General features: G+C 42.7%; 14 protein-coding genes and 2 pseudogenes. 10 read left to right on the forward strand and 6 right to left on the reverse strand.

Going from position 1 to position 21,145, the window contains the following annotated elements:
• Positions 1-610: 610 nt before the first annotated feature.
• From SSED_RS10070 to SSED_RS10090, 5 genes and pseudogenes are all read left to right on the forward strand, one after another.
• On the forward strand, positions 611-1,618 hold the full coding sequence (locus SSED_RS10070) for a substrate-binding domain-containing protein (protein ID WP_041421629.1): 1,008 nt from the start codon (positions 611-613) through the stop codon (positions 1,616-1,618).
• A 1,010-nt stretch (positions 1,619-2,628) separates the two neighbouring features.
• On the forward strand, positions 2,629-3,867 hold the full coding sequence (locus SSED_RS10075; protein ID WP_150104325.1) for an ATP-grasp domain-containing protein: 1,239 nt from the start codon (positions 2,629-2,631) through the stop codon (positions 3,865-3,867).
• Positions 3,868-3,898: 31 nt separating this feature from the next.
• Positions 3,899-5,911 carry a CocE/NonD family hydrolase gene (locus SSED_RS10080; RefSeq protein ID WP_012142288.1) on the forward strand — a complete coding sequence of 671 codons (2,013 nt, stop codon included), beginning with the start codon at positions 3,899-3,901 and terminating at the stop codon, positions 5,909-5,911.
• 206 nt (positions 5,912-6,117) lie between these two features.
• Complete coding sequence (locus tag SSED_RS10085) at positions 6,118-6,540, forward strand: hypothetical protein (RefSeq protein ID WP_041421630.1); 423 nt, start codon at positions 6,118-6,120, stop codon at positions 6,538-6,540.
• A 133-nt stretch (positions 6,541-6,673) separates the two neighbouring features.
• Positions 6,674-7,009: pseudogene (locus tag SSED_RS10090) on the forward strand (ISAs1 family transposase); the annotation flags it as partial.
• Between the two features lie 56 nt (positions 7,010-7,065).
• Here SSED_RS10090 and SSED_RS10095 read toward each other — a convergent pair.
• Positions 7,066-7,982 (reverse strand): annotated as a pseudogene (locus SSED_RS10095) (IS5 family transposase).
• Positions 7,983-8,713: 731 nt separating this feature from the next.
• On the opposite strand from SSED_RS10095, the gene SSED_RS10100 reads away from it, so the two are divergent.
• The 4 genes from SSED_RS10100 to SSED_RS10110 all read left to right on the forward strand — a co-directional run bounded on the left by SSED_RS10100 (position 8,714) and on the right by SSED_RS10110 (position 11,677).
• Complete coding sequence (locus tag SSED_RS10100; protein WP_012142290.1) at positions 8,714-9,289, forward strand: c-type cytochrome; 576 nt, start codon at positions 8,714-8,716, stop codon at positions 9,287-9,289.
• A 7-nt stretch (positions 9,290-9,296) separates the two neighbouring features.
• Complete coding sequence (locus tag SSED_RS10105) at positions 9,297-9,875, forward strand: NapC/NirT family cytochrome c (protein WP_012142291.1); 579 nt, start codon at positions 9,297-9,299, stop codon at positions 9,873-9,875.
• A gap of 423 nt (positions 9,876-10,298) precedes the next feature.
• Positions 10,299-10,574 carry a CocE/NonD family hydrolase C-terminal non-catalytic domain-containing protein gene (locus tag SSED_RS24000; RefSeq protein ID WP_083758934.1) on the forward strand — a complete coding sequence of 92 codons (276 nt, stop codon included), beginning with the start codon at positions 10,299-10,301 and terminating at the stop codon, positions 10,572-10,574.
• Positions 10,575-10,696: 122 nt separating this feature from the next.
• Positions 10,697-11,677 (forward strand): transposase, encoded by a 981-nt coding sequence (locus SSED_RS10110; RefSeq protein WP_012142292.1) that lies wholly within the window; start codon positions 10,697-10,699, stop codon positions 11,675-11,677.
• A gap of 216 nt (positions 11,678-11,893) precedes the next feature.
• Here the strand turns inward: SSED_RS10110 and SSED_RS10115 are convergent, their stop codons facing one another.
• The 5 genes from SSED_RS10115 to SSED_RS10140 all read right to left on the reverse strand — a co-directional run bounded on the left by SSED_RS10115 (position 11,894) and on the right by SSED_RS10140 (position 19,034).
• On the reverse strand, positions 11,894-12,574 hold the full coding sequence (locus SSED_RS10115; protein WP_041421631.1) for a hypothetical protein: 681 nt from the start codon (positions 12,572-12,574) through the stop codon (positions 11,894-11,896).
• Positions 12,575-12,725: 151 nt separating this feature from the next.
• Positions 12,726-14,501, reverse strand: coding sequence for an ATP-binding protein (locus SSED_RS10120; RefSeq protein WP_012142293.1), 1,776 nt, complete (start codon positions 14,499-14,501; stop codon positions 12,726-12,728).
• Positions 14,498-15,538, reverse strand: a complete 1,041-nt coding sequence (locus SSED_RS10125; protein WP_041421632.1) for an SIR2 family protein — start codon at positions 15,536-15,538, stop codon at positions 14,498-14,500. The genes SSED_RS10120 and SSED_RS10125 overlap by 4 nt, the downstream gene beginning before the upstream one ends.
• 1,008 nt (positions 15,539-16,546) lie before the next feature.
• Complete coding sequence (narL, locus tag SSED_RS10135) at positions 16,547-17,188, reverse strand: two-component system response regulator NarL (RefSeq protein WP_012142295.1); 642 nt, start codon at positions 17,186-17,188, stop codon at positions 16,547-16,549.
• A 94-nt stretch (positions 17,189-17,282) separates the two neighbouring features.
• Positions 17,283-19,034, reverse strand: a complete 1,752-nt coding sequence (locus tag SSED_RS10140; protein ID WP_150104326.1) for a histidine kinase — start codon at positions 19,032-19,034, stop codon at positions 17,283-17,285.
• A gap of 393 nt (positions 19,035-19,427) precedes the next feature.
• Between SSED_RS10140 and SSED_RS10145 the strand changes: the two genes are divergently transcribed.
• Complete coding sequence (locus SSED_RS10145) at positions 19,428-21,032, forward strand: MFS transporter (RefSeq protein ID WP_012142297.1); 1,605 nt, start codon at positions 19,428-19,430, stop codon at positions 21,030-21,032.
• The last annotated feature ends 113 nt before the right edge of the window (positions 21,033-21,145 follow it).

A 21,145-nucleotide genomic window follows, 5' to 3' on the forward strand; every position in this document is an offset into this window, starting at 1 on the left:
CAAAAGGTATAACAGTTATGAATTTTTATATATGTTGGTTCTGACACACCTTGTTAATAATGTTTATTCTCTTTGAAAACAAAGTAATATACAGTCAAGCAATGTAAATGATTGAAAACTTATCGGGTTATTTGGTAAAGGTGGGAGATAACAACTGACAGTTTCTGGTGTCTATCAGGTGTCTATGTTGTTTTATAAATGGCCGTATCTTCCAAGCTCGCACGATAAATGCCACCCCACACGTTCAATGCGGACATTTGACCTTCGCCTCCTTAAACATCCAAAATCGAATCTTTCAAGTGTTGACGTCAATGAAAAAGCTGGCCAACTAACATGGGTGGAGCATGCGTTCTTTTCATTTTTGTATTGTTAGAGATACAGAATGACTTCAGTATCTCTGTAGCTTTTTGGGGTTTGTAGCTATCTTGATGCGCCTGTGACCGCCTTGGTGTATTTGTAACTATTTTGGTGTGTCCGTGGCTGTTTTGGGCTAGTCTATTGGCTCGTAGGCTAACCTGTGTTGGTGACTGGCGTGTTGTGAAGAGTTGGCTTCTCTGTGTGATTGAAAATTGAAGGTTAACTAACTGTCTCATTATTTATAGGAGAAAATTTGGTGAGATTATCGATAATACTTTTAGTATTTACCATGTTGCCACTATTTTCAGCCAGTGGGAAAGATCTTAAGTTCGCAGTTGTTCCTAAGTACCACAGTGTTTTTTTTGAACAGAGCAAACATGGTTGTAAGGATGCAGCCACTCAAATAAAAGGCGTCGAGTGTATATATCGGGGCCCTGAAAAAGCGAGTGTTAGAGTACAGGATCAGATTATTTCACAACTGATCGATGAGGGGGTTGATGGCATCGCTGTAGCCGTTACACAGTCTAAATTCCTCGCAGAAAATAGTATTCAAAAAGCACGAAATGCTGGAATACCTATTGTCACTTATGACTCTGATTTTGACCTTCAAACCTTGGAAAAGTATAAAAAGATACGCTCAACTTATATAGGGACAGATAATTTTCAGTTTGGTAGAGCTTTAGGGGAACAACTAAAAAAACAGCGCCCCAATGGAGGAACATTAATTATTCAAACTGGACGCCCAGACTCTCCAAATTTGAATCTTAGAATTATGGGGATCCGTTCTGCTCTGTCTGGCAAACAATATAATACTCCTCCCGGGAAAATGCTCCTAAATGATAGTGGCTGGACTGAAGTAAGAGAGCCTTTTATTAATTTTGATCAGCTTTCAAGGGCGGTAAAGCAGATGGAGTCAGTGGTACAGGGAAGGCGATTAAAAGCGGACTCCTTTATTGCCGTTGGTGGTTGGCCTCAAAATGATGAAGCCCTTTATCGAAAAATGATCGCCCCTTTTAAAGAGAAGCTTGAGCGTAAAGAGGTGATAGTTGTTATCTCTGATGCATCAGATCAGCAGTTAATCATGTTACGAGACCAGCTTGCTCATGCCAATGTTGGCCAAAACCCTTATGAGATGGGAAGGCAAGCCATTTTAACCCTGCATAATATTGTAAAAAATCTAGATTACGATGAGTTTATTCATACCCCTATTAATTTGTGTACCCGGGAAAACTACACTAGCTGCACCCAACACAATTTATAAATTGCCTACTGGGGTGGGTTTGAAAGGGGCCTAAGCGCAACTGTTAGCAGTCCCGCTTTTGAACGAAGCTGCTTCGCGGCAGAAGAGATAAAAGCCATCTTTACCCTCCTATCCTAAATACTTTCTAGAGGCGACCAACCTTCGCCGTGCATCCTGAAACATCCAAAATAGAATTTCTTCAAGTGTAGATGTCAATGCGAAAGCTGGGCAACTAACATGGGGGGCTGAAGGGATTTTACTTCAGAATGCATAACCGACCTTTGTCGCTATTACGCCCTGTTATGTCGCGTATTTTCTTACCCTAACAATGTTAAATATCTTCATTAATGCATACCGTATCTTATCGTTCAACTCCGGCAGCTTATATCTATCTTTTAAAATTAACACTTGCTGAGTCAAGGGATCTGTCTCTGACAATTTTGTGTGTCTTAGTCATTTGTCGTAATGGTCTAATAAAACTGGAAGGGGTTATACCAATCGGTATAAAGGTGTGGTCACTCAGCGAGAGTTTAGCGCTTGTGAGGCAAGACAACGAGTGAGGAACATAGTTATTCTACGTTTAAGCTCGTTAACGCAGTATCGGAAGTGCTAAAACTCGCCTTTCAGGAGTGTTTTTGGCAGCCTACTTCTGTGTTGAATGAGTTCAAAAGGGATCACCATTCCCTCACTCTTTCGCCTTGAAGTATGCAGCCAAAAATAACTCTGAGTTGACCACTTTCTTATACCGATTGGTATTAGCTTCAAATAAGCAAAATCATATAGGCTTAATGATGCTTGGAATTAGGCTTTTTTTACAATGATTCCAAGATGGGACAGAACCATTTTTTCAGTAATAGACATAAGAATGGGCACCAACTATGCTCATATATATCGTTCAGGGGAAACGATATGTCGCTGGGAACGCGTGGTGCTCGGTATTTATGTCAATGAAGGGGTAGATAACGAAAACAGAGGGCCGTACAGTGAAAAATATTTTTGTTTTTGGTGCGGATGAATTCAATCTTTCTCTGATGCGGTCTCTCGAGGCTGCCCGGGAGTATTGTTTTCATGAACTTTATCAATATGCAGAGGTAAAAACAGGAAAGGAACTTCCGGTCAAAGCCTTGTACGAAGGTGCTCTTGAACGACTGGAAAGGTACCCCGGTTCTGTGGATGCCATTGTCGGCTACTGGGACTTTCCGGTTAGCACCATGCTTCCTATATTGTGTCAATCACAAGGCTTGCCTTCTCCCTGCTTTGAAGCGGTGCTCAAATGCGAGCATAAATATTGGAGCAGGCTGGAGCAACGCCGGGTGGTTCCGGAATTTATCCCCGATTTTTGTGCCGTTGATCCTTTTAAGGATGATTATCAGCAGCAGATCACCCTCGATTATCCCTTCTGGCTAAAGCCGGTGAAAGCGGCTTCATCACACCTCGGGTTTATGGTGCGTAATGACAGCGAACTCGAAATGGTGATTGAGGAGATACGCAAGAAAATCCACTGCTTTGCAGCGCCGTTCAACTACCTGCTGCAATTTGCTGATCTGCCTGATGATATCGCCGCTATCGACGGGTATCACTGCATCGCAGAAGGGATTATCTCGCATGGGCAGCAATGCACGCTCGAAGGCTATGTCTTTGATGGAAAGCTATGTGTCTATGGGGCCGTCGACTCGATCCGCGAAGGTAAGCATAGTTCGAGCTTCTCTCGCTATCAGTATCCATCATCGATCCCACAGCCTACCCAAGACAAAATGATCGCCGTCACCGAGCGCTTTCTTACCTATATCGGCTTTGATAACGGCCCGTTCAATATTGAGTATTACTGGGAGGAGGAGAGTGACCAGATTTGGTTGCTGGAGATCAATACCCGCATTTCAAAGTCGCATTGTCCATTATTCCGCAACGTCGATGGCATGTCCCACCACCAGATAATGCTGGCTCTGGCCTTGGGGAAACAGCCAGTGTTCCCCCATCGTCAAGGTCCATATCGGTACGCGGCCAAGTTCATGTGGCGGGTACATTCAGATGCTATGGTTAACAGGGTGCCGACAGAACAAGAGGTACAGGCCGTTACCCGCCGCGTCGCCGGTACTGAGATCCAGCTGCATATCCGAGAGGGTATGCATCTGTCTGAGCTTAATTATCAAGACAGTTACAGCTACGAGATCGCTGAAGTTTTTATCGGCGGCGACAGCGAGCAGGAGTTGTTGCAGAAATACCGTGATGTGCAACAGGTGTTGCCGCTGGAGCTTATATCGCTTTCCTAAGCCGCATGCCGAGTAAGAATAAGGGGTAAATATGAAGGTTGTCGAACACTTCACACACAAAATCCGACAGATCGAACACTGCTGGATCCCGATGGCCGACGGCATTCGTCTGTCTGCCCGTATCTGGATGCCCGAGGGCGCAGAAACTAAGCCTGTACCGGCGATTTTTGAATATATTCCTTATCGTAAGCGTGATGGGTCGAGATTACGCGACGAAACCATGCATCCTTATTTTGCCGGGCACGGCTATGCCTGTATCCGTGTCGATATCCGTGGTAGCGGCGATTCGGAGGGCGTGCTGACCGATGAATACCTGCAGCAGGAACTCGACGACGGTGTAGCCGTTATTGAGTGGCTGGAAAAACAGCCGTGGTGCGACGGAAACGTCGGTATGTACGGTATCTCCTGGGGGGGATTCAACGGCCTGCAGATTGCGGCGATGCAACCGCCACAGCTTAAGGCAATCATCAGCGTTTGCTCTACCGATGACCGTTACGCCGATGATGTGCACTATATGGGAGGCTGCCTGCTGGGTGATAACCTTTCATGGGCTTCGACTATGTTTGCCTACAACTCCCTGCCGCCGGATCCGCAAATTGTCGGTGATAAGTGGCGCGAGATGTGGTTTGAGCGCCTTAAAGGCAGTGGCTTGTGGCTCGATACCTGGCTTAATCATCAGCACCGTGATGAGTACTGGCAACATGGCTCCATCTGCGAAGATTTCTCCAAGGTGCAGACCCCGGTTATGGCGGTGAGCGGCTGGGCCGATGGATACAGTAACGCGGTTTTTCGCCTGATCAGCAATCTGACTGGTCCGAGGCAGGGGCTGATTGGCCCGTGGAGTCATAAGTATCCCCATATTGGCGTGCCCGGCCCGGCTATCGGATTTTTGCAGGAATGCCTGCGTTGGTGGGATAAATGGCTGAAGGGGATTGAGACCGGCATTATGGACGAGCCAATGCTGCGGACATGGATGCTCGACAGTATGCCTCCGTCGACTTTTTACCATCAGCGCTATGGCCACTGGGTCAGTGAGCCCTCCTGGCCGTCACCCAATATCGGGACACTTGCCTTCAAGCTTGATAAACATCGTCTGGTCGGCGAGGGCGCAGAGGTTGAAGAGGAGGAGTTGTGTTTGCAGTCGCCATTGAGTAATGGTCTGTTTGCCGGCAAATGGTGTTCATATAGCACGACTCCGGATCTGCCCCATGATCAGCGTGAAGAAGAGGGCGGCGCTTTAATTTTCACAACCGATCCTCTCGACACTGCTGTTGAGATCATGGGGGCCCCGGTGATCGAGCTGGTATTATCGGCCAGTAAACCAGTGGCGATGGTAGCTGTGCGGCTATCTGATGTGCACCCTGACAACAAGAGCACACGGGTAACTTATGGCCTGCTGAACTTGACCCATAGGGACAGCCATAGCGAGCCGACACCGCTGGAACCGGACAAGCGCTATCGTGTAAAGCTGCAGCTTAACGATGTAGCCCAGATCTTTCCCAAGGGCCATCGGATCCGGATTGCGGTTTCCTCGTCATATTTCCCATTGGCCTGGCCTTCTCCTGAGTCGACGCAGCTCAGGATCTACACAGGTTGCAGTTGCTTGATATTGCCTACCCGAACTCCACGCAAAGAGGCTATCACTTTCCCCGAAGTAGAGGCTTCAGCCAGCGGTGCCAAGCAGCAGCTTCATGAGGGGCATCATAACTGGCGGGTGATCCGTGAGTTGGACAAGGATCTGTCGACCTTGGAGGTCATTAACGACAGTGGTACTTACCGGCTTGAAGATATCGATCTGATTGTAAAGCGCGAGACGAAAGAGTGGTACTCCTATCAGTGCGATGACTTCCAGTCCCCGAAGGGCGAGACTCTCTGGCGGTGGGGATTTAAGCGAGATGACTGGTCGGTAGAGACCGTCACCCGTACCATACTGCACTGCGATGAGTCCTATTTTTATCTGGATGCAGAACTCGATGCCTATGAGGGTGACAAGCGAGTTTATTCACAAAACTGGAACCTTCGCATTAAGCGTAATTTAGTTTGATGTCAAGGCCTGTTTATCTTTTACAGCCTCTACCCAAAGGGCAGGGGCTATGTTTCCTACTAACTTTATCAAAATGCAAACTGACATAGTTCCATGAATGAAAGTGTGAGGACTTTCCTCAAATCACCGTTGATGTGGGTGTCTTACTTGTAATTTTTGGGCGTTATATTTCCAAATGCTCTAGATGAATAGAGGAAGGATTAGTTATGAGTGGTATAGTTTGGATCAATGTCGGCATTACGGCCGTGACTTTATTTCGTTTCATTATGTATACGTTTTTTTTTGATGTTAATAACAAGCTAAAAGTATCTGAAGGTATTTGGGAGGAACGTTCAGATATTCGAGAAATGCTTAGAAAATGGGGAAGTACACTTAGAATGCTCTTCATCTTTAGGCTAGTAATAACATATGCTATTTGTTATGTGGGTGATTATGAATCTAATGTGGCTCTTCTCTTTGCTTCATTGATTTATTGCATTATATTCCTAATAGATGTCACGGGAGTGTGGGATGTTAAGCAGAAAGAAAAATCTCTCATGGAAAATGTAGGCCCCGTCCCAATAATTATTTCTCTAATTGATCTTTCCTTAGTTGTTATAGGAATCACAATTTGGTTTTTCTGGGTTTAGACTGTGGAATCATTGCAAATATAACTAATAAGGATAGACCGCGCGTAGCCGCGTCCTTATCCCCAGCGCGGGATCGCACTTTTAGTGATCACTTGTGATCTAATAGCCTGCCTTTCACTTCTAAAATCTGAAAATGACACTCATTGTACACCTGACCATAGTCAGGTATATTCGCTCAGATACCAACCGTAAACATGATTTAGTTGATGTAATATTCCTTGTCATCAGTGCAATTATATCTGGGGCTGAAGGATGGCAAAATATTGAAACATTTGGTGATAATAAATTTTCTTGGTTGTCGAATCATCGAGCTTTCGAGAATGGTATCCCGCGCCGCCACACGATTGCTCGCATTCTACGAAGTATCGTTGCAGAGACTTTACTTGAAGCTTTACTCAACTGGGTTAATGACCAACGTACAATAAATGGAAAACCCATAATAGCCTTCGATGGAAAAGTGCTTCGAGGTGGCGTTGTTGATCAAATACTCGCTTTATATGTAGCTGTACCGAGCGTTTTACCAAACTAGGCAGCTTGTTTCCTAATTGGCAGACCTAGTTCTATGACTTTGTTTCTTGCTTTTACACCCGCTAAAGCTTCACCTACCTGCGTGTTGTAATCCCGAAGGCTAAGTTTTGGGCTAACCAATTGCTTATATCGATACACTGCTGTCTCAGATAGTGATCTTAGGTGGTAAGCATTATCCTGCTTCCATTGTGCTAATTGCTTTGTCTTGAGCGCTTTTACTACTTCATTTCTCGGGTGCCCTCTTCCCTCTTCCCTGCATTACTTCTGGGTGGAATAGTGGGTTTGCAACCCTTGCGCTGAAGTAGCTTATGGCCTGCCTTGGTATCGTATGCACCATCAGCTGAGACCTGAGCTATACGTCTTCTCAACGGGTTGAGCAATGTAGGTAACACTTCATTATCGGCAACTTTAACCAAGGTGACTTCTGCTGACACAACTTCATGCCTACTACTGTCAACCGCAAGGTGTAGCTTACGCCAGGTACGGCGCTTTTCTTTGCCATGTTTACGGGTTTTCCATTCACCTTCACCGTAAATTTTGAGACCTGTTGAATCAATCACTACATGCGCCACAGGACCATGACTCTTTGTCCGATACTTAATTTCAACACTCTTCGCTCGCTTACTGATACAGCTGTAACTCGGGGATGTCAGTGGCACATCCATAAGCTGGAATACAGAGTTGGTAAAGCCTTCTAATGCTAGCAGTGACAAGTTGAATACGCCTTTAACAACCAGTGCCGTTTCAATAGCATCGTCGGAGTAAATATATCCTCGACCACGACGACCATGGTGTTCGGTACATCGCCAAGACTTAATGGCTTGCTCATCAATCCAGAACGTCAAAGAGCCTCGATTGACGAGTGTTTTGTTGTACTGAGACCAGTTGGTTATTTTATGCTTAGACTTTCCCATTTTGCAGCTTCCGCATCGCTATCTTGGGAGATCAGATCACGCTAACGGCAAAAGGCTCATTCGTTTTAGGAAACAAGGCCATATAACATCATATTCTGCATTTTCTGATTGAAAAACCGGCATATAATCCACCTTCCAGATTCATCTTCTAAGTGCATCAGCCAACGTTCATTAGATTTTCCAGAATATAACATCATTAATTAAGTAGGTTGGCCGAAAACGACCGCCCGATCTCGCCATCACCAGACGAGCTAGATTACTGGGACACTTAACCAATAAACTGAATATCAAACTACCAACATTACAGCACTGGCCTAGCTCTCAACATATAACCCTAGTATACATAATCGAACTTATTGTGATCCAATCGACATTTAAAGCTAAAAGAAATAGAATTCGCAAAAAAAAACAGTCTACACAACAAGAAAGCAAACTAATTTCTTACGAATAGAATATTAAAAAACTAGTAGAACATACAGTTTCACTCTGAACGATTACTTATCAATCACAGTAACTTTTTAATAGCAGGTTATGTGAAAATTTAACTAAAAACTCTTATTAAATAAAACCATAACTTCAGAAACAACAAATTCAGCACTCACTCCAAACTACCAGCAACAATAATTAGCAAAATATGTCAAGCGGAACATTTTTGTGACTTTTGCCCATATTAACTACCCTGTGATTAAATGCGCCAACACTTACAAAGAGTATCAATCAGGAGCAGTTCAATGAAATTTAATAAATTATTTTGCTTACCCATAATTCTTTTTTCCTTTTACAGCCTAGCAGTTGAGAATAAATTAATAGAGGAGTGTGAAACTTGTCACGGGGAAAACGGTGTTAGCACGAACAGTACCATACCCATAATTTCAGGCTTAGCCGCAGTAAATATTGAAGATGCCTTTTCCATGTATAAAGATGGAGAAAGAGAAGCGAAGGATATCGATGGAAATGACATGACCAAGGTGGCTAACTCTCTCTCTGAACAAGAGGTATCTGACATTTCCTTGTACTATTCACACAAGCTCTTTAAAACGCCTAATCAAGTTTACGATAAAACATTAGTCAATGCAGGTAAGAAAATTCATCTTGCAAAATGCGATATCTGCCATTCAGAAGGCGGTACTCTAGCTGACGACGAAACACTTATTCTTGCAGGTCAATGGACTCCTTATCTTAGAGAGTCGATTAACTCATTTATCAATGGTGAACGCTATGGTGATGACACTATGGTCGAAGAGTTACAAGCTTTATCAGAGAAACATATAGAGGCCCTACTCGCCTATTACGCAAGCCTTAAGTGAGTTGAACATGAACAAAAAAAATCTTTATAATAGAATATGGGCTAAATCTAATAACAGCTGGCTATTAGGTATTCCATTAGGTGGGTTTATCTTCCTTGCAATAGGCGTATTTATTCTTATTGCGATGCAGCAAGTTATTAGTTATACCAGTACTACAGAGTTTTGCCAATCGTGTCACATAGGTTCAGATACGGTTGTTGAAGAATATCAACAATCAATTCATTTTATGAATCGAACAGGCATTAGAGCTGAGTGTGTCGATTGTCATGTACCTGACTCACTTCTACCAAAGCTTATTGCAAAAGTCAGTACAGGAACAACACATATTTGGTCTAAAATAACTAAAGATATTAATTTAGACAACTTCGAATCAGAGCATAGAGAAAGAATGGCAAATAATGCGAAAGAAACCATTAGGTCTTTAAACAGCTCTACCTGTATGAGCTGCCATGATTTTGATAATATGGATACAGACAAGCAAGGAAGAACAGCAAAACGTAAACATTCGACTAAACGAAGAAAGGATAAAACTTGTATTGATTGCCACTCAGGAATAGCACATAAGCTACCCGAAATTGTTTTTTAAAAATCAAATAAAACCTATCTAAACTCAGTTTACAATCAAAAATCCTATGCCATTAATGCTGTTCAGGCTTACTGAACAGCATTACAGCTAAACCTCAGCAATAAGCGCCTAATCTAATAGTTCCTTCTTTACCTCTTTACTATGCTGATTATCAATAGTTTAATTGCGGAGGGTGAAAATTATTTGCCTACGAGATATAAATACCCACGACCGTCTTTAGGCAAATTACTCACTCCAATAGATCCGTCATTTAGCGCCCTGCCATAATTATCCCGACGAAAAATCAAAGCCCAAAAATCAAAAAATCAAAGCCAGCCATTAACAATCAACAACATATCTAGTTTTCTAGGAGATATTAATGCTCAGTGTTTTTCAAATCATAACCTGACTTATTTTCAGCATTTGTAGCTGTGCGAAATAATTATGGGTGGCCATGTTGGTGATAGGGACAGCCATGCCAAGCCGATGCCGCTGGAACCGGGCAAGCGCTATCGTGTAAAGCTGCAGCTTAACGATGTAGCCCAGATCTTTCCCAAGGGCCACCGGATCCGGATTGCTGTTTCCTCGTCTTATTTCCCATTAGCCTGGCCTTCTGCTGAGTCGACGCAGCTCAGGATCTACACAGGTTGTAGCCGCTTGATATTATTAACAGGCCACCCAGAATTTTTGATGAATCTTCAACCAGTGACTAAGCTTTAATAATCGCAGTTGCATTGAGGTTGTTATGGCCAGACCAAGGCTATTAACAGGCCACCCATAATTTTTGATGAATCTTCAACCAGTGACTAAGCTTTAATAATCGAAGTTGCATTGAGGTTGTTATGGCCAGACCAAGAAGTACGTTAGTTAGCGTGGAAGACACTCCTTTCTACCACTGTATATCCAGATGTGTGCGTAAAGCCTGGCTGACGGGAGTCGACAAGTATACGGGTCAGTCATATGAACATCGTCGTGATTGGGTTGAAACAAGACTGCTTGAGTTAGCCGATACCTTTGCTGTAGACATTAGTGCTTTTGCGGTGATGTCTAATCATTTGCACTTGGTTTTGAGGGTGGATATCTATGAAGCAAATACTTGGACTGATAGAGAAGTGGTGGAGCATTGGCATAGGTTATTTCAAGGTACAGATATCACTCAGAAGTTTGCTAAAGGTCAAGTGGTTGAAAAATTTGAAGTTAACAGTCTAAAGCATTCAATTGCTCAATATCGAAGTCGATTAAGTGATATCAGTTGGTTTATGCGAGCACTTAACGAACCTATTGCTCGCATGGCTAATAAAGAAGACAAATGCACAGGTCGTTTCTGGGAAGGGCGCTTTAAAAGCCAGGCACTATTGGATGAAGCTGCCGTTTTGGCCTGTATGGCTTATGTCGACCTTAACCCAATTCGTGCCAAGACGGCTGATACTCCAGAGTTATCAGATCATACAAGTATTCAGCTTAGGATTAAATCCGCTTTAAATGGTGAGCAGCCCGATGCTTTACTCCCATTTGTAGGAAATGAACAAAAGGATATGCCCAAAGGGTTAATGTTCAGCGCCAAAGATTACCTGCAATTGGTAGATGATACTGGCAGGAGCATTAGAGATGACAAGCGAGGTGCTATAAGCAGCACATCTATGCGGTTACTCCAAAGACTTAATATTCCACAAGAAAACTGGATAAAACTCACGACCGATTTCAGTCGATTATTTAAAGGTCCAGTGGGAACCTTAGAAGAACTTGATGCTTATTGCGAACACTTAGAACGTAAGCGAAGGCAAGGGGCTGCAAATTGCCATCAATGGCTAGATAGCGCTTAATCAAACCAGCTTAATTACTGAAACCCATGATTTAGATAATAAAGCCCCGAACTCATGTTCGGCATTTGTGCTGCCTGTTTACCGGTCAAATAGCTGATACTTCAGTCACTGGTATGTAATTACGTTTAACGTTTTTTTTGTGGGAAATTTATTTGAGGTAAGTGAACCTACTTATTTGGTTAACTCTAGAAAGTAAAATAATTATGGGTGGCCATGTTATTCTTTTGAAATATCAGTTAGTTTTGCACCTGAAATCAGACGATTTGAAAGCCTACTCTGCTGTGTGAAGTAATCAAAACTAACGGCCCTCTTGTTAAGCTCTAAAGGTGAAATCATTATATGTTTCTGAGGTAGTGACTTTGGTTTATTCTTTTTAACCAATTCCAATAAGTCAATTTTTGGATTTGAGTGTATTAATGAGTGAAATTTATCAAGGGTAGAAAATCTATCTAATGTTTTCTTGTTGTCACTAACAACAGTGCATTCAATAATGGTGTTAGGAAATAGTTGCTCTAGGAAATTTAATTTGCGTAAACAATCTTTTTCATGGTTCTTTCGTACACGTGTCCAAGTGGACAAAAAACACTCGTAGAACATTATTTTATCTTTGGAACTAATAATCGCATCAAATTCAAACAACGATATGCCATTACTACTATAGATAAGACTGCCATCTTTTTCGAACTGAAAACCTATGCATTTATTTATAGGCTTAGAATAAGGTGGCTTTGCAATAAGTTTGTAATCCTCAAACTGCCCTTTTTCCATATTAGTAATGAGCCATTCATAGAATGATGCCTCATAAACCTGACCTCTTATATTTCCAACTGAGTGGGTGCATTCAGGATTCTTCAGAAAGCTCTTTCCATGAGAATAGACATATGAATTAAGGGACATGCATGATTCCTTCTACGGCATAATGCCCAAAGCATGCGCGACTTTTGCGTCGCATGCCTTTGCTTGTTAATCGTTGATCTCCAGCAAAGCCAGAAACCTTTTAAAATTTGGAGATACCTAATAACAATGGGTGTCTTGGTTATCTTTATACCTATCTTAACCTCGATTGTCGTCGCAATGATTCAACCGCAAAAATTATAGAGTCTCCTTTAGATTCCTTGCTAGACCAATCACGCCAAAAGTCTTTAGTAGCACTTGCTGGTTCAAGGTTAGGCTTATTTAACTTTATACGAGACGGCAGCAATACTGCGTCACCTAATACTACTGCCTCACCAGTATCCAGGATGGGTAAAACAGATGTCAGAGAGCTTAATGAATCAGGCATCATTTTATGTACGACTTGTTGATCTTGGGGGTTGCTTAGCCTTAATGCGATAAGGTTGTTACATTGGCTCAAAATAGTTCGGCTGACATCTGAAGGTCGCTGACTAACAACTAGCAAAGACACTCCGTACTTTCTGCCTTCTTTAGCTACTTTTTCAAAAGTATCTAAAGCAATTCTAGAGTCAGCATCACTAGCATCTTTTGTTGGTAAATATATATGCGCTTCATCGCATACAAAAGCAATAGGGGTTCGATCTTCTTCTGCTCTCCAAAACTGTACATTATACAAGAATCGAGTTAACACACCAATTACTATTGGTAATATGTCAGAAGGAACTTCTGAAAAATCTATAACTTTTATACCGAATGAGTCCGATTTTGTTTCCAGAAACTGGTTTGCATAAGTAGCTAGCCATTCGTACTCATTTGATCCATTTGGAGATTTAAATAAAAACGAGTTTCTCTTATCGTCTATTTTTGTTTCAAGTCGGCCAATAAATCTTGTTAGCTTCCCATTCCAATCCCCCTTTACAGGCTTTGCATTTGCTCCTGGCTTTGTACCATTATCATCAGTAGATAGTCGGTCTAAAAGGTGTCGAATTGAATATGGAATAGGTGAATCAATCGTTAATCCATCAGTAAGTTCTGTGAGTTCATTCTCAACTAGGTATTGTTGTTTTAACTCTCTTACGTGGTGAGTAAATCGAGATGACTGATTAGGCGCGTTATTATCAGACCGATCTAATAGCAAAGCTAACATTTCATCTTTATTAAGCAACCAGTGTGGAACAAATACAGAGCTAGAATTTTTATTTTCAATATCAGCAGGCCCTGCAATTTTATAATATTCTGCTATTGGTTCCTTCCCATCTTCAACACATTCTCTAGTTAGAGTTTTATACTCACCATGAAGATCAAAAAGAATAATATTTGTATGTTCTAATTTTGCGGCTTGCTCTAGAAGTGATGCTACTGTCCAGCTTTTCCCTGAACCAGTGCTACCAAGGAGAGCTGCGTGTCGTTGAAAAAGCTTGTCGCCATTTGCAACAGCTTTTGATTGGGTATTCCCATAGGTACCAAGTACTAATTGAATTTCCTCTGGAGTATCGCTAGCAACAACTGACATCAAGTTTTCAAGACTGTCTTCTTTTATTAAAAAAACTTTTTTATCAACTCTTGGAAAGTACTTTGCTCCACGCTTAAAAATTTGACGATTGTCTCCAAGAACCTCCCAATAAGTACCAATGAGTGCAACTTGAACAACGTCATGATCAACGACAACATCAAAGTCTTCCTCTTCACTTTCTTCATCCTCTGGTTCTATTAATATAGGGCTACCGATACTTCGTTTTACTTTCTCAATGATGCCAACCAAAAACTCTTGAGGTGTAGCTCCTTGAATAGCAACTAAATCTGAAACTGTAAGTGTTTGAATAACTTCTGGTGATTCAGCTAATATGAGAGCTCGATTTGTATCGACACTAGCCACTCTGCCTATATAACAGTCATCTTCCGTTGATACTACATACTCTTGTGTTGTCATCTTAAAACTCCATTTATAAATTCATTTAGTGACCACCAATTGCCATCGTGAAGAGTTTCAACCCCACCGATTCTGATTTTGGTCTCGTTATCGTTTCTACCAACTGAAACCAAGGTAACGTTATTTAGACTGTCACAGATTCTTATTGCTTTAGGTGTTAGCACCTTGGTAATAACTAAAGCAGGAACGCCTTCACGAAGCTTATTTAACAAATGAACCTCAAGTTGCTCATCATTAAATCCGTATCCAATAATCAATATCGACTTGGTTTCTTGAATATATCTATTTGCTAATTCTCGGTGATAGTCAAATGGGTGTTGGTAGCCTTCTCTAAACTTGCTTGTACCCGGAGTAATAATTAATCTTCGCGCACTACTTTCGTAAGGCAACCTTATAATATTCCCATTGATTTCATACCAATCTAGGCTTCCATGAGGTTTAAATATTTTTGCATGCTTTTTTACTGAAACTCTAACCCCAGAACCACCTCTTAAATTTCTTTTTCTTTCGATAACTGAAATTTTGTCTTTTTCGCCGTTAGGGTCATGTGTACCACAGTAATAACCATTGAAACCAGTAATTATATCGAGGCCAACTGATTCACAGGCTAACTCTATGAGGCGATCATAATTTGGCGTAACAATAATTAGTTCATTTTGATTGTGTAATAGGTGATTTAACAAAAGAGAAAACGATAATTGTTTTTCTTGTAGAACAACAGCTTCAATTATTGATTTCTCATCTTTACCTATAAGTCTGGTCGTCTCCGAAACAATAAAAGGAACCAAATCACTACCTTGTTTTAATGATGCCATAGCATCTTCAAAACCAACATCCTGATCAATTAGCTCTTCTACCTGTTTCCATTCTGCTAACAATTTCCCTTCAACGAGTTTTGGAATTACTTTTTTTAAATGTTGAGAAAGGTGCCACATACCGGATATACCCTCGCCCAAAGATAATCCAGAGCCAACAAGCACTAGCGGGCTTTGTACAAAAAACTCTTGTAGATGCTTTTTTACTGAGTCAACGTCCAAAATGTCCTCTCAACTAAGAAATTGGTATAACGATCGTGGTTCACGAGCAGAAGGTCTCGTGTAACGGGTTGTTCTTACTCTATACTATTTAATGTCGGAGAGAGGAGGTTATCGCTACTCAATCCGTGAGCCTATATTCCATGCCCTTGGGGCTTATTTGAAGCGCCCTGCGGCGTGAGGGAAGCATCGATTTCTACTTTAAGTACCCTTTACGTTATAGGCACTTAAGCATTTAGTTACCTGAATCTACTCCTTTTTTTCTTTGGGCTCAATGGCTAAGCCTGCACATTTGTGAATTATTTGGCTAAATAACCAACCAGATCAAATATGGGAGAAAAAGTTATGAAAGCCTAATCGGAGAGGGGGACCATCTTGTAAATAACCAAGTGCAGATGCGGCTGCGAGCTTCCAAAACATGGATGTTTTGGCAGAGCCCACATGGAGGTGTTCACTGCGACTCGCAGAAGTATATGCACATCCCTTCGCTGGATGCGATAGATAACCATGAAGGTTGAGATTAACAATACCTGTCATTACTAATCCTTCAAGCTGGCTCCTACTTTTTACCAACAAGAAAAGTTCAGGATGACGGCTGAAGGGATTAAATAGGCGATTTATAATCCCAACCCAGCCGAAAGCTAAATCAGAGCTGGATCCTACTTTTTACCAACAAAAGTAGTTCAGGATGACAGCAGAAGGATTTAATCAAGTTCAGGATGACGGCTAAATATGAATGAAAGCCACCATAATTAGAAGTTAGCGATAAAGCCAAATCGAAGAGAGAAAATACAACAAGTGCAGATGCGGCTGCGAGCTTCCAAAACATGGATGTTTTGGCAGAGCCCACATGGAGGTGTTCACGGCGACTCGTAGAAGTAGCTGCACATCCCCCGCCGGGCAGGCGATAGATAACAATGAAGGTAAGACCTTCAAACACACTAACCAATACCAACCCAGCCGAAAGCTAAATCAGAAAATGTAACCAGCCTTCATTCGAAGGCCGCAGACTTAATGACTGATCTTATGCTCCACCGCCCATACCGCCGCCTCGACCCGGCTCTTTAAGCCCAGCTTTTTAAGCAGGTTCTTCACGTGAACCTTGACCGTCGTCTCGGCGATGCCGAGCTTGTTGGCGATATCTTTATTGCTCTTGCCTGCGGCGATAAGCTTGAGGTTTTGCAGCTCACGTTGGGTGAGGCTTTCAAGTGGTGAGACTTTCTTACTGTTGGGTCTCAACGATCTTGCCATGATCTGGGTTAGCGGGTTGCTGATCACAAACTCCCCCTGGATGGCGAGATTGATTTTCTCGATAAGCTCTTCTGGCTCCGAGTCTTTCAGGAGGTAACCATCGGTATTGAACTTGATGGCCTGCAACACATCACTTTCACTGTCTGATACGGTGAAGATGACGATTTTACTCTGCACTTCGGCGCGTTTAAGGGCGATTAGGGTGTCTATGCCGCTTAAGCCCTTCATGTTGAGATCGAGTAAAATCAGATCCGGTGAATGCTTTATGGCAAGGCTTATCGCCTCATCCCCCGAGCCTGCCTGTGCGACAACGTCCAGGTTATCTTCTAAGGAGATAAGTTGAGCCAAACCTTGGCGCAGAGTGGGGTGGTCATCAACCAGTAATATTTGTGCTGTAGTCATGTTTCATCTTCTTTATTTTATTAACAGGCTCTTAGAAGGCGATAGATCCAAGTAAAGCTTCAATGTCTCCGACAAAGTCGGGCTCATGTATAAACTAATGTATAAACTCCAGCAGCACCTTAGTGCCGCTAGGTGAGTTGGGTTCAAAGGCCAGGACAGAGTTTAGCGATTTTGCGCGTTCTTTCATGATACCTAAACCAAAGTGACCTTGCTGCTCAAGGTTACTTGGCAGACCCCTACCATTATCCCAAATTGCCAGTTTTATCTTGTCATCTTCTTTAATCAGATTGACTCCGGCTAAGCTTGCTTCTGCGTGCCGGTGTACATTCGATAAACTCTCTCGAATGATCTGCAGTACGTGTATTTCTTGATTTGCTGTCAGATAATTTTGCGGTATTTCAAAGTTTAATTCAATGGCATGTTGGCACTTTTCGGCAAACTCGGCCACGGTACCTTGCAGGGCATTTTCCAAAGAGGGATCATCGAGTTTGAGCCTGAAGGTGGTAAGTAATTCCCGTAACTGCAGGTAGGCATGATTTAACCCCTGTTTAATATCATTGATGGTTTCATTGACCTGTTCTTCGGGGAGCCCTTTTTGCATCTTTCGCGTTAACAGACTCATCTGAACCTTAAGAAACGAGAGGGACTGGGCAAGAGAGTCATGCAGTTCTCTGGCGATAACGGCACGTTCCTCGGCAATGAGTAACCTGTTTTCGGTGTTTTTCTTCTGCTCCAGTTCGATGGCGGTGGCGACTATGTCGGCCATGGCTTGAAGCAGTTGTTTCTGCCAGTCTTCAGGCGTTTCATGTTTAGGCACCTGCCAGACGATATCGCCAAAAAAACGGCCCCGTTTCTCTAACACAAACTGGTGAACATCCATATATTGGTGATCTATGGTGTTGGTTTTGGCTTTATAAAAAGTAAGATTGTTAATACTCTTTTCACAGAGCACGATCGAGACCTTTCCGTAACCAAGTACTTGTACCAGTTCCTGAATTATCTTCTGATCGATCTGATGATATTCATAGTTAGATAAGTTACTTGCTGCGCGATACAAGACCTCGAGTGACTGGTTACTCTGGGTGAGTTCCTGAGTCTTTTTATCTACCCGGTCTTCAAATTCCTGATAGGTATTCTCAAGTTGTTTCGACATATGAGCGATGGTGCGGGATAGCAGACCCAATTCATTGTCGGCGATATGGTCTACCTTGATATTAAAATTACCTTTACCCGCTTCTGAGGCGACTCTGACCAGCTGTTTAAGCGGTATTATCAGCGAGCGGTTGAGTTTGAATAATACCAAGGCACTGACGATAAGAATTGAAAAGAGTGTGATCCCCTGAATTAACCGTAATAAGCTTAATTTTTTCTCCGATTCCATCTGTAACAAGTTAACCAGCTTGTCTATTTTGATGGTAAAGCGATCGAAATCTTCGACTGACGTGGTTTGGGGAGATTGCTTTATTGCGTCCCACGATGACAATATTTTTTGATGCTGAGCGATCACTTCCGGGTCATCTATGGTACTGGCTATCCCTCCGAAGAACAGATGCGACAATTTGTTTTCAAATACCTGGATCTCTTGAGAAAGGATGGGCCGGCTACCATCTTGATCTATCAAATTAGCGCGTGAAACCCGTATTGCCTGCATCCTCATCGAGCCGGCTCGATTAATCCGTTCGGCATCACCGCTGAGACTCTCGGCCACTAAGATCGAAGAGATCATGCTAAACAGGCCCAAAGTAATAATAATGGCCATAAATTGTCCGGCGGAGGCAACGAGTGATGAGCTACTCGTTGGCTCATCGATATAGAGTGATTCGCCCAGGTTTTGTTTTATTTTCATATCGCCAACTTCATTGTTAACCATTGGTTGCGTCAATGGTTATTTGTTTGTTTTATGTTACTACTACTTAATAGTTTAGCGTACTCACATTCCCACACTAAAAGTAAGTAAATCATTATAAATCATTTAAATTCAACATTTTATAAGGTTGTTCAAACTAGTTCTTTAGTAGTAGTTTTGTGTGAGCTAGTGCAAGGTTGCAGGTTTAAACATGATCTGGATCAACTTGCGTTTTTGCCGTAGTGATACCTTCATCGTCGCAATAACAATATTTGAATGTCAACTAACAAATTAACGCATTCAATAAAGAACAAAAAATTTAAGAATGTTTTCGCCTCTAATTCAATCAGGACACGAAATAGAGAATAACCTTATGATCAGTTGGAGAAAATAATGTCTGATATCAAAAAATGGGACGTAGAAGATCCCAAGTTTTGGGACAGTGAAGGGAAGAAAGTTGCCAACCGCAACCTTTGGATCTCTATCCCGAGTTTGTTATGTGGTTTCGCAGTATGGCTATACTGGGGCATCATCACCATTCAAATGTTGAACCTGGGCTTCCCGTTTGCGAAGTCTGAGCTGTTCACCTTGATGGCGGTTGCGGGTTTGACCGGTGCGACATTACGTATTCCCAGTAGTTTCTTTATTCGTCTGTGTGGTGGACGAAATACTATCGTCTTCACTACGGCATTGTTGATGATCCCGGCCATCGGTGCGGGTATCGCGCTGCAGGATAAGAATACGCCACTCTGGGTATTCCAGGTGCTGGCGCTGCTTTCTGGTTTTGGTGGCGGTAACTTCGCTTCATCGATGTCAAATATCAGTTTCTTCTTCCCTAAGAAGCAGCAAGGTTTAGCCTTAGGTCTTAACGCGGGTCTGGGTAACTTTGGTGTAACGACCATGCAGATCTTAGTACCGTTATTTATGACTTTCGGTATCTTCGGCGGTGAGCCGATGGAGCTGGTTAATACTTCGGGTACCTTGATTGGTAAAATTCCTGCGGGTAGTGACGCCTGGATCCATAACGCGGGTTACATCTGGTTACTCTTCTTAATTCCGTTAGCGATAGTTGGCTGGATGGGAATGAATAACATTAAGGCCTCACACGTTACGCCGGATCTGCCAAGCCCAGCGGGGTCTTTTGGTATTATCTCTGGCATGCTTGCCATTGGTTTTTTGACCTCAATCTTCGGTCTGTGGTTGATGCTTCCAGAAAAAGTGGGTGGTTCGGGTTTCGGTGTCAGTAAGTGGATAGTACTTCCTATCGTTATCGCACTGACCGTGTTCCTGCTAAAGCTTATCCCGGGTCAAATCAAGGGTAACCTATCTCGTCAGTATAAGATTTTTAATAACAAACACACTTGGGTGATGAGTATCATCTACACCATGACCTTTGGCTCATTCATCGGTTTTGCTGCAGGTTTTGGTCTCTCCATTAAAGTCATCTTCGGTTACCAGCATGTGTTGGTCGACGGTGTCATGAATCATGATATGGCTAACCCCGACGGCCCTAGTGCACTGATGTATGCCTGGATGGGGCCTTTCATCGGCGCGTTAATTCGTCCTGTCGGTGGTTGGATTGCAGATAAGATGGGTGGCGCTAAGGTGACCCAGATCTGTGCCGTTGTGATGGTCGCGAGCGCAATCGGTGTAGCTTACTTTATGCAAGCTGCCTATGCGTCGCCAACACCACAAGAGTTCTTCGTACCTTTCTTAGTGCTGTTCCTTATCTTATTCGCCGCTACCGGTATTGGTAACGGATCGACATTCAGAACCATCTCTATGGTATTTGATAAAGAGCAGGCGGGTCCGGTATTGGGTTGGACATCGGCCGTTGCTGCCTACGGTGCATTCATTATTCCTAAGGTACTCGGTGAGCAGATAAAACTGACTACACCTGAAAATGCACTCTATGGTTTCGCTGTGTTCTATGCAGTTTGTATCGTCATCAACTGGTGGTTCTATCTACGCCCAGGTGCTGAGCATCATAACCCTTAATTATCAGGTTGTTATGTTAAGAGGGTTAACTTGGAACGACCCTCTTATTTTACGAACTTATAAATAATAAAAATTGGTGACTGACGTTTAGTTTTATCTCTGAAACTAAGTCG

The organism is Shewanella sediminis HAW-EB3, assembly GCF_000018025.1.
GTDB classification, from domain to species: domain Bacteria; phylum Pseudomonadota; class Gammaproteobacteria; order Enterobacterales; family Shewanellaceae; genus Shewanella; species Shewanella sediminis.

Excerpts from the sequence above, each read along its gene's own strand:
- SSED_RS10115 (WP_041421631.1), bottom strand. The coding sequence starts at position 12,574 with ATGTCCCTTAATTCATATGTCTATTCTCATGGAAAGAGCTTTCTGAAG.
- SSED_RS10080 (WP_012142288.1), top strand. The coding sequence starts at position 3,899 with ATGAAGGTTGTCGAACACTTCACACACAAAATCCGACAGATCGAACAC.
- SSED_RS10075 (WP_150104325.1), top strand. The coding sequence starts at position 2,629 with ATGCGGTCTCTCGAGGCTGCCCGGGAGTATTGTTTTCATGAACTTTAT.
- SSED_RS10085 (WP_041421630.1), top strand. The coding sequence starts at position 6,118 with ATGAGTGGTATAGTTTGGATCAATGTCGGCATTACGGCCGTGACTTTA.
- SSED_RS10110 (WP_012142292.1), top strand. The coding sequence starts at position 10,697 with ATGGCCAGACCAAGAAGTACGTTAGTTAGCGTGGAAGACACTCCTTTC.
- SSED_RS10100 (WP_012142290.1), top strand. The coding sequence starts at position 8,714 with ATGAAATTTAATAAATTATTTTGCTTACCCATAATTCTTTTTTCCTTT.
- SSED_RS10120 (WP_012142293.1), bottom strand. The coding sequence starts at position 14,501 with ATGACAACACAAGAGTATGTAGTATCAACGGAAGATGACTGTTATATA.
- narL (WP_012142295.1), bottom strand. The coding sequence starts at position 17,188 with ATGACTACAGCACAAATATTACTGGTTGATGACCACCCCACTCTGCGC.
- SSED_RS10105 (WP_012142291.1), top strand. The coding sequence starts at position 9,297 with ATGAACAAAAAAAATCTTTATAATAGAATATGGGCTAAATCTAATAAC.
- SSED_RS10145 (WP_012142297.1), top strand. The coding sequence starts at position 19,428 with ATGTCTGATATCAAAAAATGGGACGTAGAAGATCCCAAGTTTTGGGAC.
- SSED_RS24000 (WP_083758934.1), top strand. The coding sequence starts at position 10,299 with ATGGGTGGCCATGTTGGTGATAGGGACAGCCATGCCAAGCCGATGCCG.
- SSED_RS10140 (WP_150104326.1), bottom strand. The coding sequence starts at position 19,034 with ATGAAAATAAAACAAAACCTGGGCGAATCACTCTATATCGATGAGCCA.